At 68.4% G+C, this 12249-nt stretch carries 13 protein-coding genes; 6 read left to right on the forward strand and 7 right to left on the reverse strand.

Annotated elements, in window-relative coordinates; translation table 11 throughout:
• The coding region (locus tag RJ03_RS28250; RefSeq protein WP_036508091.1) for an alpha/beta hydrolase fold domain-containing protein at window positions 1–473 on the forward strand (473 nt) is incomplete at its 5' end.
• A gap of 490 nt (window positions 474–963) precedes the next feature.
• Here the strand turns inward: RJ03_RS28250 and RJ03_RS28255 are convergent.
• The gene (locus tag RJ03_RS28255; protein ID WP_036508093.1) at window positions 964–1533 is read right to left on the reverse strand and encodes a CGNR zinc finger domain-containing protein; all 570 of its coding nucleotides are present in this window, start codon (window positions 1531–1533) and stop codon (window positions 964–966) included.
• Between the two features lie 103 nt (window positions 1534–1636).
• Here RJ03_RS28255 and RJ03_RS28260 point away from each other — a divergent pair, with 103 nt between their 5' ends.
• From RJ03_RS28260 to RJ03_RS28270, 3 genes are all read left to right on the forward strand, one after another.
• The gene (locus RJ03_RS28260; RefSeq protein ID WP_218001018.1) at window positions 1637–2839 is read left to right on the forward strand and encodes an epoxide hydrolase family protein; all 1203 of its coding nucleotides are present in this window, start codon (window positions 1637–1639) and stop codon (window positions 2837–2839) included.
• Window positions 2840–3065: 226 nt separating this feature from the next.
• A complete protein-coding gene (locus tag RJ03_RS28265) occupies window positions 3066–3971 on the forward strand; it encodes a hypothetical protein (protein WP_036508095.1) in 906 nt (301 codons plus the stop codon).
• A gap of 70 nt (window positions 3972–4041) precedes the next feature.
• On the forward strand, window positions 4042–5973 hold the full coding sequence (locus tag RJ03_RS28270) for a M3 family metallopeptidase (RefSeq protein ID WP_036508097.1): 1932 nt from the start codon (window positions 4042–4044) through the stop codon (window positions 5971–5973).
• A gap of 57 nt (window positions 5974–6030) precedes the next feature.
• Here RJ03_RS28270 and RJ03_RS28275 read toward each other — a convergent pair whose 3' ends face one another.
• Both RJ03_RS28275 and RJ03_RS28280 read right to left on the reverse strand, forming a co-directional pair.
• Window positions 6031–6642, reverse strand: coding sequence for an NUDIX hydrolase (locus RJ03_RS28275; RefSeq protein WP_036508099.1), 612 nt, complete (start codon window positions 6640–6642; stop codon window positions 6031–6033).
• A 72-nt stretch (window positions 6643–6714) separates the two neighbouring features.
• The gene (locus RJ03_RS28280; protein ID WP_036508101.1) at window positions 6715–7644 is read right to left on the reverse strand and encodes an NmrA/HSCARG family protein; all 930 of its coding nucleotides are present in this window, start codon (window positions 7642–7644) and stop codon (window positions 6715–6717) included.
• A 93-nt stretch (window positions 7645–7737) separates the two neighbouring features.
• Between RJ03_RS28280 and RJ03_RS28285 the strand changes: the two genes are divergently transcribed.
• Together RJ03_RS28285 and RJ03_RS39100 are read left to right on the forward strand one after the other, a co-directional pair.
• The gene (locus tag RJ03_RS28285) at window positions 7738–8340 is read left to right on the forward strand and encodes a TetR/AcrR family transcriptional regulator (protein WP_036508103.1); all 603 of its coding nucleotides are present in this window, start codon (window positions 7738–7740) and stop codon (window positions 8338–8340) included.
• Window positions 8337–8714 (forward strand): LysR family transcriptional regulator, encoded by a 378-nt coding sequence (locus RJ03_RS39100; protein ID WP_373281730.1) that lies wholly within the window; start codon window positions 8337–8339, stop codon window positions 8712–8714. Before RJ03_RS28285 ends, RJ03_RS39100 begins: the two co-directional genes overlap by 4 nt.
• Here RJ03_RS39100 and RJ03_RS28290 read toward each other — a convergent pair.
• The 4 genes from RJ03_RS28290 to RJ03_RS28305 form a co-directional block, all read right to left on the reverse strand.
• The gene (locus RJ03_RS28290; RefSeq protein ID WP_036508105.1) at window positions 8632–9882 is read right to left on the reverse strand and encodes an acyl-CoA dehydrogenase family protein; all 1251 of its coding nucleotides are present in this window, start codon (window positions 9880–9882) and stop codon (window positions 8632–8634) included. The two genes, RJ03_RS39100 and RJ03_RS28290, sit on opposite strands and share 83 nt — an antisense overlap.
• Window positions 9879–11012 (reverse strand): acyl-CoA dehydrogenase family protein, encoded by a 1134-nt coding sequence (locus tag RJ03_RS28295; RefSeq protein ID WP_036508107.1) that lies wholly within the window; start codon window positions 11010–11012, stop codon window positions 9879–9881. The genes RJ03_RS28290 and RJ03_RS28295 overlap by 4 nt, the downstream gene beginning before the upstream one ends.
• Window positions 11013–11168: 156 nt before the next feature.
• On the reverse strand, window positions 11169–11471 hold the full coding sequence (locus RJ03_RS28300; protein WP_036508109.1) for an EthD domain-containing protein: 303 nt from the start codon (window positions 11469–11471) through the stop codon (window positions 11169–11171).
• Window positions 11472–11518: 47 nt separating this feature from the next.
• Window positions 11519–12249: amidohydrolase family protein (locus tag RJ03_RS28305; protein WP_036508113.1), on the reverse strand; the 731-nt coding region annotated here is incomplete at its 5' end.

The raw sequence follows: 12249 nt of genomic DNA on the forward strand, positions 1-12249 counted from the left end.
GCCTGTGCCAGCGCCTCGTCGCCGCCGACGGCGCCCGCCCCGCCGCCCTGTGGCTGAGCGCGCCGATGCTCGACGACCGCACCGCCGCCCGCCGCGACCTGGACGCCCTGCGGCATCTCGGCTGGACCAACGACAACAACCTCTACGGCTGGAGCAGCTACCTCGCCACCCCACCCGGCGCCACCGACATGCCCGAATTCGCCGTAGCCGCCCGCCGCGGCGACCTCACCGGCACCCCGCCCACCTGGATCGGGGTCGGCACCATCGACCTGTTCCACGACGAGGACGTGGCCTATGCGGAGCGTCTGCGCGCGGCGGGCGTGGAGGTGGAGCTCGATATCGTGCCGGGAGCACCCCACGGTTTCGACAGCTGGGCGCCCGGGGCGGGACTTGCGCGCGAATTCCACGCACGGGCCCGCCGGTGGCTGGCTACGACGATGGGGTTGACGGTTCACGAGCGCGCGCACCCCTGATCGTCGTCTCTCCGAGCAGCTTGCCTCAGATGCTCGTGCCGGGTTAACAAATCGTGCAAACCTCCCCGATTTGTGCGGGATTCCGGCTTTTGTGCGGAGGTTTGCACGATTAGTTCAGCCCGGTCGACTGACACTCGAGGTTCGGTCTTGCCGGATCGCGGCTGCTGGCCGAGGTCTTGTCCGAGTCGAGTCCGCGGTGAACCTGACCGGGCCTCGCCGGCACATCGGCACCTGGCGAGCAGGACTGTCAGTGGCGCACCGACGACGCTTCGGACATGCCTCCCGAAGCGATGGTGCCGGTCATGCTCGATGACCCGGACATCTACACCCAGGTCGTTCTCCCCAACCAGACGGAGCCTGGACAGGCGTGTCGAGCCGCGACCTCGGTCACGACGCGGGTGCCGTCCGATCTGGCTCCGCGGTGTAGTTCACGACGGTGCATGGTCTTCGGCAGGATCGAATACATTGCGAACCAGAGGCTTTCGTGTCGTCAGCTTCGGGTGTTCTTGCGGTGGGTGGCGTTGAAGCGTGCCTTCTTCTGGCGGTTACCGCAGGTGTTCATATCGCACCATTTGCGGGTGCGGCTCTGGCTGGTGTCGAAGAAGGCGGCTCGGCAGGTCGGCGAAGCGCACAGGGCCATTTTTCCGTCTCGTTCGCCGGAGATGATGTCGATCGCGTCGGCGGCGACGACGCCCAGGGCGTCTTCTACGCAGGAGGGCGCGCTGAGTCGCCATCGACGTGTCCCGTCGGGCGTCAGGATTGCTGCGGCCCGGCCCTGAATGCTGCGGTCGTTGATGATTCGGACGGCCGACGCGGGGAGCGCGTCGCCGAGTGCGGCCGCTGTCGCGGCGGCGTGAATTGCTTCCCTCAATTCCCGGGCAAGGTCGAGCTGGGTGGTGGTGCAGGAATCCACGGCCAGGCCGTTCACCTCCAGCCAATCGACGAGTCGCTGCGGTGTGGGAATGCGCTCCACAGGCTCGCCGTGCCGCTCCGACAGGGTCCCCGTGAAGCTGGTCGCCAGCACGGCGCCGAGGCGGAAATCAGGAAACCCAGCAGGCATAGAACCACCTTAGCTGGTTGCGGCCTGTCCCACCGCTGTGTTAGAACCGTCTTAGCCGGTTCACGACAGGCGGTAGCCGGTTCCGCGATGACCAGGAGGTCTCATGTCCGCACTCGGCCACCTCGATCCGATGTCCACGTCCGATTCCATCGACGTACAACCATTCGAAGCCCGCGCCACCGACGCCGACCTCGACGACCTGCGAGCACGATTGGCCGCCGCTCGGCTACCGGAGGCCGAGACGGTCTCCGGCACCACGCCCGGCTCCCAGCGATGGGCACAGGGCATTCCTCTTGCCGACCTGGTCGATGTCGTGAATTACTGGCGCACCGAGTACGACTGGCGGTCGTTCGAAGAGCGCCTCGATCGAATCGGCCAGTACCGCACCACGATCGATGGCCTGGGAATCCACTTCCTGCACCGGCGATCCGCACGCGCGGATGCCACTGCTCTGATCCTGACGCACGGCTGGCCGGGCAGCATCGCCGAATTCATCGATGTAGTAGACGAATTGGCGGATCCGAACGACGCGGCCGCGCCGGCGTTCCACGTCGTGGTCCCGTCGCTACCGGGCTTCGGGTACAGCGATAAACCGGCCACCACCGGGTGGGGCACCGAAAAGATCGCGGCCGCATGGGTGAAACTGATGGAAAGGCTCGGTTACCGGACGTTCCTGGCCCACGGCGGCGACTGGGGCGGCAATATCACCACGGTTCTCGGCGGCAGATTCCCGGAACACGTTCTCGGCATCCACTCGCTGTTCGCGGAAGCGCCACCCGGGATGCCAACGGACGGTCTGACCGCGACCGAACGCCAGTGGGCAGAGGAAACCCGTCATTTCTGGCGCCACCGCGCCGCATACGCGAAACAGCAGGCCACCCGGCCGCAGACCATCGGCTACTCGCTCGTCGACTCACCGGTCGGACTCCTCGCCTGGATCCTCGACAAATTCGCCGAATGGAGCGACACCGAAGACAGCCCGTTCGAAACGATCTCCAGGGACCGCATTCTCGACGACGTCACCCTGTACTGGCTGACAAGCACCGGCGCATCCGCAGCCCGCATCTACTACGAAAGCCACAACTCGCTCGACCCCGACCTCCGCGTCGACGTCCCCTCCGCGATCACCATGTATCCCCACGACATCGAAAAGTCCCCGCGCCCTTGGGCGGAAGAGCGGTACCGCCAGATCGTCCGGTGGAACGCACCCGAATTCGGAGGACACTTCCCCTCGCTGGAAGTTCCCGAGTATTTCGTCAACGACCTGCGAGAAGGTCTCGCCGCGGTACTGGCCGCCCAGCGGTGAACACGGCGGGAGGCCGAGTTCGCCATTCGTACCGCCTGCGGCGTGCCGGCAACCTAGTAGCACGCACGTGGCGTGGGTTCGGCTCTCGATCGGCGCGGATGAGCCACACCACCGCAGACTGGTCGGGGCCGGCCGGCCGCCGGGCCCTTGACACGGCGTCGGGCGTGGCGTTTGACTGGTGCACTACCTTGTGTTACCTCGCACGATGATTCGGAGAGGTTGACGTATGCAGAGCATCGGGTTGGCTTGTCTCGGTCGTCGGCGGGGATCGAGCTGCCGTGGAATCAGTGGGGTGGCGGTACTGGTCGGGCTCTGCATCGTTTCGCTGGGGGTGGATCGGACGGCGACGGGCGAACCGGTGGCAACCGTTGCCGGCACCGGGTTCGCCGTTCCCTTCTCCGGTGCGCCGGGATATGAGCAGGTGGCGCCGACGCAGATGGTGAGTACGGATCAGTTGAATCAGCCGCTCGGGGAGGCGGCGGCGGATCGGGTCGCCGCGCGGATCGGGCTGGACCGCGCGGATGCGTTGACCGATCAGCAGTATCAGGACCTCAGCTCCGGCGGGGGAGTCGGCGGTGATCGTGACGCGGCGAATGTGATCAACGCGTGCGTCGACATCCTCGCCAATACGGTCGGCCGCCCGATCTATTCCGATGTCGCGGGGCAACGCACGCCCTCGACTCTGGGCAGCTACGGGCTGTATGTGAATCCGAGCGGCATGTTGGAGAGCCCGGCCAACGCGGACGCGCCGACACGGCAGGTGAACACCCTGATCGCGCCCGGCGGATATGTGGGTAACTGGTTGCGGGACAACGGCGCGACTCGGAGTCTGGTCGCGCTGTACCGGTCCGCGTATACGGTGCAGGCCGCCTACGGATTTGTGGCGCAACAGATTTCGGGTGCGGACCAGCTGGTCACCAATACCGAGGGAAATCTGAGCACCGTGGTCGGCATGTCGATGGCGCCGCCGCTGTGGACCGTGAACTTCGCGCTGATCTACATTCTGAAGCCCTCGCTGGCGGCCGCGATGCCCGCCTACTGGGCACCCATTCCGGGCCCGGTGGTCGACGCCGTCAAGGCGAGTCCCACCGGGCAGGTCCCGTTCGCGGAGTACGCCTCCTATTTCCGGTGAGTCGCGAACGCGGTTCGGCACGTGGCGATCGGCCGCAGTCCAGCAATCCGGTCGCGATTAGAGTCGGGGCATGAGTAGCGAACCGCTTGCACTGCCCGCGGCCGGGTGGCCGGACTGGCTCGGCGATTACGTCCGCGACCGGCTGCGGACGGCGGCGGACACGGTCGAGCAGTTGAAGGCAGCTACCCCGGGCGACACCGCGGATGTGCTCGGATTGTGGAACGACGCCGATATCGCACTGCGCGAGGCCGATTCGGCCGCGCACCTGTTCGCCGAAGTCCACCCCGATTCCGAGGTGCGCCGGCTGGCCGAGGAATTGGTGCAAGACGTCGACCGAGCCAGGACCGAGCGAGATCTCGACCGCGACCTCTACGACATCGTCGTCGCCACCGACTCCTCGCACCTGGACGAGGTGTCGGCGCGCATGCGCGAGCATGTGCTGCGCGATTTCCGGCGCAGCGGTGTGGACCGCGACGAGGGAACCCGGGGGCGGCTGCGGGAGATCTCCGAGCGGCTCACCGTGCTCGAACAGGAATTCGGCCGGGCCATCCGTGAAGACGTCCGCTCGATCCGGGTCGCGCCCGGCACCCTCGACGGACTGCCCGCGGATTTCGTCACCGCACATCCGCCCGCGGCGGACGGGCTCGTCACGGTCACCACCGACTATCCGGACTATCTGCCGCTGCGCACCTACGCCCGGGATGCCGATGCCCGCCGCGCCCTCACCGTGGAGTTCGAAAGCCGCGGGTGGCCCGCCAACGACGCTGTGCTGCACGAGATCCTGGATCTTCGGGCCGAGAAGGCCCGGCTGCTCGGCTTCGACAGCTGGCCCGATTACGACGCCGACGTGAAGATGATCGGCAGCGGCCACGCCATCGCCGAATTCATCGAGCGCATCGCGAGCGCCGCCGACGCCGCGGGCCGGCGCGACCTCGAGACGCTGCTCGCCCGCCGTCGCGAGGACGAGCCCACCGCTACCTCCATCGACCGCTCCGAAGTCGGCTACTACACCGAACTCGTGCGCCGCGAGCAGTACGACGTCGACGCCCGGGAGGTGCGCCGCTATTTCGATTTCCCGAATGTGCGGGCGGGTCTGCTCGAGGTCACCGGCCGCCTGTTCGGATTGGAGTACCGGCCCGTCGACGTACCGCGCTGGCACGAGGACGTCGCCGTCTACGACGTCTACGCCGACGGTGAACGACGCGGGCGGATCTATCTGGACCTGCATCCCCGCGAGGGCAAATACAAGCACGCCGCGCAATTCGACCTCGTCGGCGGCGTCGCCGGGAAGCTCCTGCCCGAGGGCGTGCTGGTATGCAACTTCTCTCGCGGACTGATGGAGCACCAGCACGTCGTCACGCTGTTCCACGAATTCGGGCATCTGATCCACCACGTCGTGGGCGGGCACCAGGACTGGGCGCGCTTCTCCGGTGTCGCCACGGAATGGGACTTCGTCGAGGCCCCGTCGCAGATGCTGGAGGAATGGGCATGGGACGCAACCATTCTCGCCACCTTCGCCGTCGACGAGACCGGTGCGCCGATCCCTGCCGAACTGGTGGAGCGCATGCGGGCCGCGAAGGAATTCGGCAAGGGCATCTCGGTCCTCACGCAGGTCGGCTACACCGAGATCTCCTATCTGCTGCACCAGGATCGGCCGGCCGACCACGACCCGGTGGTTATCGATGCCGTGACGCGGCACAGCGGGATAGCCGCGGTGCCGCAGACCCATTTCCAAGCGTCGTTCGGGCATCTGGCCGGCTATACCTCGGCGTATTACACCTACCTGTGGAGCCTGGTGATCGCGAAGGATCTGTTCTCCGCGTTCGACGCCGGTGATCTGTTCGAACCCGTTGTGGCGCAACGGTATCGCGACCATATCCTCGCGCCGGGTGGTTCCCGCGACGCGGCCGATTCGGTGGCGGACTTTCTCGGCCGCCCGTTCACCTTCGACGCGTTCGCGGCCTGGCTGGACCGTGCGCCCACGCCTCATACCCCGGCGTAACCGACCGTCCAGCAAGCGCCCGGCCGCCCGACATCGGTGACTCGGCGGCGGTCCGCCCTACTTGTGCGTCCAATCGGGTTGCAGTAGATCCGCCACCCGGGTTTCGCGGCCGAGAAGCACGACATCGCGGAATTGCAGCAGGATGGCGCCGGTCGGTGCGTGGATCGTCATCGAGTCGCCGATCCTGAGCTGCAGCAGCCGGGAGCCGTCCGGCCGGTCGACCCAGTGCGGCACGTCGTCGGCCGCGAGCCGGTCGAGCCGCACGAAATGCACGGCATGCACCTCGTCGTCGTTGGGATAGAGGGCGCCGGGATCATCGAGCGCGACGACGATGGGGGTGATCGCGAAACCGGACGCTGCCGGGAAGTCGTCGAGCCTGCCCAGGACACTGGTGGGCGGGGCGACCAGGCCGATTTCCTCGTGCAGTTCGCGTAATCCCGCCGCGACCGCGGTCTCGTCACCGTCGACCCGGCCCCCGGGCAACGCCCACTGCCCCGCGTTGCGGCCGCGATAGGCGCGTTTGATCACGACCACGCACGGCCGGTCGTCGTGTTCCAATACACACAGCACAACGCTCGCGCGTCGCATTCCGGGCGCGTCCGCGACCGTTCGAAACTCGAACTCGCGCAAGCGGGCCGTGGCGAGTTCCCGGAAATCCTGCACACTCATACCTCGATGGTGTCAGTACCGGCCCCGGCGTGATCCGCCCGCCCCGCACGGACGGCAACCGATGCGCGCGGACTACCCGCTCGCCGAGTCGGTGCGCAAGTGCGTGCGTGCCCACTGCTCGAAACTGGTGAGGGGGATGCCGAGGGCGGTGGCGTAGTCGGGTCGACCGGGCTGGCCGGCCACATTCAGCCATTCGAGTGCGGCGCCCATGGGCGGCATGCCGGCAGCGACGGCCTGTGCCACCGTCATGTCCGGTGCCGCGAGGGAAATGCCGAGCGCGCGGGACAGGGTGGCGGCGATCTCGGTCATCGATAGGTAGTCGCTCGCCAACTCGAGTTCGACGCGGTCGAATCGTTCGGGTTCGGTGAGCGCCGCCGCGGCCGCACGGCCGATGTCGTCGACCGCGACCAGCGACAGCCGGGTCTCCGGCGCCAGGACGCTCACCAGGCCGCCGTCGACTCCGCGGGGAAACATGTACCGCATGGACGGCAGGAAGTTCTCCATGAATGTGCCCGGCTTCAGCAGGGTCCAGCGCGGAAACCCGGCCACGCGCACCGCATCCTGCACCGCGGCCTTTGCCGTCAGGGAGTCCTCGACGGCCCACCGGCCGGGGGCCCAGCCGGGAACGTCGGTGTGCTGACCGGCTCCGGTCACCGAGGTGTGCACGAACTGATCGACCCCCGCCATCCGTGCGCCGTCGATGAGAGTGACGCCCTGGGTGACCTCGCCGTCGAAATCGAAGCCCGCATCGGTGAGCGCGGGCATCTGCACGGAGAACACCGCGCGGGCGCCGTCGGCCGCGCGGATCACCGACTCGCGGTCGTGCAGATCGCCGGTGACCATCTCGGCTCCCAGCGATTCGATGTCCTTGGCGCGGGCGGTGTTTCGGTCGCGCACCAGGGCGCGGACGCGGACGCCGGCGGCGAGGAGTGCGCGGGCGGTGGCGCCGCCCTGCCGGCCGGTGGCGCCGGTGACCAGGACGGGTGCGGAATCTGTGGACATGGTGCACCTCTCGCTAAACGGCGGGGCCCGCTGTTTCTGTTTTCGGCTACGATATGGCGGGGCCCGCCGTTTAGCAACCCGGGAGGTGACGCGATGCCCGAACGCCGACGCGCTGATGCTCGCCGCAACTACGCGCTGGTGCTGGCCGTAGCCGAGAAGGAAGTCGCGGCGCACGGCGCCGGGGCGTCACTCGAGCAGATCGCGCGCGTCGCGGGAGTCGGGTCGGCGACGGTGCGGCGGCACTTTCCGACTCGCCGCGCGCTGCTGGAAGCGGTGTCGCGCACCCGGATCGACGCGCTGTGTGCCCGCGCGCGGGAACTCGCCGACGCCGAGGACAGCCGCGGCGCGCTGCTGGAGTGGTTGCGCGATGTCGTCGCCTACTGTGTCGGCGCCCGCGGGCTGGCGGTCGCGTTGTCCTACGACAGTGCCGGATCGGATCCGGTGCACGACAACAGCTGTGGGGCGGCGCTGGAAGAGGCGGGGGAGCCGTTGCTGCGCCGCGCCGCGCGGGAGGGCGCGGTCGCGACCACGTTCACGGTGGCGGACCTGATCACCCTGATCGTGGGGATCGCGCTGGCGACCGAACACGGCGCCGACCCGGCCGCACAGGCGGACCGGCTGTTCGGGTTGGTCGTCGCGGGCCTGAGCCCGCAGCAGACACCGGCAGACGCCTCCCCGGTGGCGGGGAAACGATGAGCCTGCGGCAATTCGAATACGCCCTCGCCGTCGCCGAGGAGGGGTCGGTGACGGCCGCGGCGGAACAACTGCACGTCGCGCAGCCGTCGATGTCGCAGCAGATCCGTTCCCGACCGCGAAATACGTTTTGCGACAGACAATGTCGTGTTTCGCGAGGCATATCTCGTCGGGTCTTCTCACGGAGGCCCGGTGACCGGCGAGAGGCGAAGACGGAATCCGAGCGGGCGGTAGAGGGAACTCCCATACCGCTCCGGCATCCGGAAAAGCGGTGGTATGCCGGCAGGCGCCCGCCTACCGCCCCCGGCGCACCTGATCGAACGGCACGTCCCGGTCGGCGGCGTATTCGCGGGGCATGCCCAGCACCCGTTCGCTGATGATGTTGCGGGCCATTTCGGTGCTGCCGCCGGCGAGGCTCCAGGCCTGGCGGTAGAGGTACTCCTGGCCGGCTCGGCCGAGGCCGGGTTCGCCGCCGGGGTCGCCCGTCGCGGCGGCGGCGCCGGCGATGCGCACGGCGGCGTCGGCCTGCAGCCACGAGTTGCGGGCGCTGAACAGGCGCACGATCGAACCGGCCGCGGGCGCCAGCTCGCCGGCGGCGATACGGGCGCCGACATGGGCGATGAGCTGGTCGTGGACCAGATTCATCGCGTGCGCCTCGCCGAGGTCCTCCCGCACGCGGGGGTCGGCGAATTGCCCGGTGCGGCGGGCGATGTCGAGCAGGCTGTGCACGTCGCGGCCGCTGTGCTGGCCGACGCCGCTGGCGTACGGGGAGCCGCCGCCGACGGCACTGCGTTCGTGCTGCAGCAGCCGGGTCGCCACCGCCCAGCCGCCGTCGACCTCGCCGACGACGGCGTCGGCCGGGATCCGTACGTCGTCGAAGAACTCCTGACAGAATTCGGTGGATCCGTCGACCTGGGTGATCCGGCGAATGGTCAGTCCGGGGGAGTTCACCGGCACCAGGAACATGGTCAGCCCGGCGTGTTTGGGCACCTGCCAGTCCGTGCGCGCCAGGCACAGCGCGTAATCGGCGGCGTAGGCGCCCGAACTCCAGATCTTGGAACCGTTGAGCACCCAGTCGTCGCCGTCGCGATCGGCTCGGGTGGTGAGCCCGGCCAGATCGGATCCGCCGCGCGGTTCGGACAGGAACTGCACCAGCAACTCCTCACCGCGCAGCGCGGCGGCGATGTGGGTGCGCTTCTGCTCCTCGCTGCCCATGTCGAGAAGTGTTGCGGCGCAGATGGTCAGGGTCGGAATGTTGAGCGCCAGCGGCATCTCGTACGGGCGCGACTCCTCGGTGAAGGCCCGCTGGTGGGCCGGGCTCAACCCCAGTCCGCCGTATTCGACGGGAAAGCAGATGCCGGCGAAGCCGCCGTCGTGGAGGATGCGTTGCAGTTCGCGGGCGCGGGCCCACACCTGCGGTGACTTCTGCTCGCCCGAGCGGACCGGCGGCGCGGGCGGCAACGTGTTCCGCAACCAGCGCCGGGCGCGGTCGCGGAAGCTGTCGACCGATTCGGTTGCTGCGGTGACGGTTTCGGTGGTGCTCATGCGGGGATCGTCTCCAGCAGATCGGTGAGCCGACGCCGGTGTTCGGCCGGGGTGCCGTAGAGGGCCCGGCCGAGCGTGACCCGGCGCAGATACAGGTGCAGATCGTGTTCCCAGGTGACGCCGAGCCCGCCGTGGATCTGCACGCATTCCTGCACGATCTCACCGGCCGTGGCGCCGACGAAGGATTTCGCGACGCTGACGGCCTCGGCGGTGTTCGCGGTGTCGTCGCCGAAGCTCGCGGCCGCGGCCCAGGAGGTGGCCCGGCACGCCTCGAGCGTGGTGGCGATATCGGCGGCTCGATGTTTGAGCGCCTGATAGGAGGCTAGCGGACGGCCGAAGGTGTAGCGGTCGAACATCCACTGCACCGTGGCCTCGAAGGCCCGCTGCGCGGCTCCGGCCATTTCCGCGGCGCTCAGCGTGGCGGCCACGAGCAACTGCTCCTCGGCGGCGGCCGCGGCGGCTTCGGGATCGCGGTGCACGACGGCGTCGCCGGCGACGCGGACGTCGTCGAAAACGACTGTGGCCGTGCGGCGTACGACGTCCAGCGTCCAGACCGGGGTGACCGTGACACCGGGTGCGTCCGTGGCCACGAGCAGTTGCACCGGGCCCTCGGGCCCCTGGGCGTCGACGACCAGCAGATCGGCTCGGGCGCCGTATTCGACGCGATCCTTCATCCCGGACAGCCGGAATCCGGCACCGTCGGGTATGGCCGCGGTCTCGAACGGAGCAGAGCGCAGACCGGCTCCGGGTTCGTAGTGGGCCCAGGTCGCAATCGCGGCGCCGGCGACAACGTCCGTGATCACAGTCTCGAACTCGCCTGTGCCGCGGAGCAATCCGGCCAGTGCGGTATTCACCGCCAGCAGCGGCCCCGGCGCGCAGGCGCGCCCGAATTCCTCGGCGATCAGCGCCAGGTCGGCCATCGGGGCGCCCGATACCGCCCCGCCGCCGAGCCGTTCGGGGACCAGCGGTGCGGTCCAGCCCAGTTCGGCGCCGCGCCGCCACCAGTCCCGGTCGAAGCCGTCGGGGGAGTCGGCGAGGCGGCGCACCGTGTCCACGGGCACGGTAGCGGCGAGGAAGTCGCGGGTGGTGGTCCGGAACAGTCGTTGGTCGGCGGTGGGAGCGGCAGTCACGAATTGGTCCTTACGCAGGGGCCTCCCGCGAACCCGGTGAGGTGTGCGGATATCGAGTTCGCGGGAGGCGGGGCACCCATCGGCGGCGACGAGAGGCCGGCGCGCCGCCGATGGGAGTGGTGGCCGGTCGACACCCCGGGGTGGCGACCGGAGTTTCTACAGCGGTTCCCAGAAGGTGATCTGGGTGGCCCTCGGATCGATCGCGGGGCTGAGGGTGGATCTGCCCTCGGCCGAGTTGGCGCGCAACTGTGTGAACACCGCCTCGGCGTCGCCGTCGATCTCGTACACCGCCAGATATCGGTGGGTGGCGCCCTGCCCCTCGAGCTGCGGGGCCCGATAGCGCGAACACGAACGGATGCCTTCGATCTGCAGCAGTTCGGGAATGTGCACCTCGGTGTACCAGGTGTTGTATTCGTCGTCCATCCCCTCGCGCGGGGTGGAGAAGACCAGCATCTGCATGGTGTGGACCTAACGATAAGAGATGGGGGACAACCGGATTCGGGTGTTCAGGCGCGCTGGGCGTACAGTTCTGCCCATTCCTTGCGCGGCCGGACGGTGAGATCGACATCGGCGGCCTGGGCCCGCAGCACGCCGACGCTCGCCTGGTCGCGCGGGATGTGCGCGAACGGCTCCCAGTTCAGGAAGCGGCAGGCGTTCTGCCAGGTGATCTTGTCGATATCGGCGTCGTCGGCGCCCGCGGCCTCGAGTTCGGCCAGGACGAATTCCGGGGCGTCGGGCCACAGCGAATCCGAATGCGGGTAGTCGCATTCCCACGCGATGATGTCGATGCCGATCTCGTGCCGCAGCTTCAACGAGGTCTTGTCGGTGACGTAGCATGCCATGACGTGCTCGCGGAACACGTCCGAGGGCATCTTGCCGCCGAAGTCGCGGCGCAGCCACTTCTGGTTGGTGTAATGGCGGTCCGAGCGGTCGAGGAAATACGGGATCCAGCCGATGCCGCCTTCGGACAGCGCCACCTTCAGTCCCGGATAGCTGCGCAACGCGGGACCCCACAGCAGATCCTGGATCGCGATCTGGGACACGCTGGGTGCCAGCACCATCAGATTGTCGATCGGCGCGTCCGGGGCCATGCGCAGGGCGCCGAAGCCGGGGCCGATGTGCAGGTTCATCACCAGGCCGGTGTCGGCGAGCGCCGCGAATACCGGACCCCAGTACTCGATGTCGTGATAGGAGGGGTGGCCCTCCACGTGCGGGATCTCCGACATGGTGACACCGT

Source organism: Nocardia aobensis NBRC 100429 (assembly GCF_000308375.1).
GTDB classification, from domain to species: domain Bacteria; phylum Actinomycetota; class Actinomycetes; order Mycobacteriales; family Mycobacteriaceae; genus Nocardia; species Nocardia aobensis.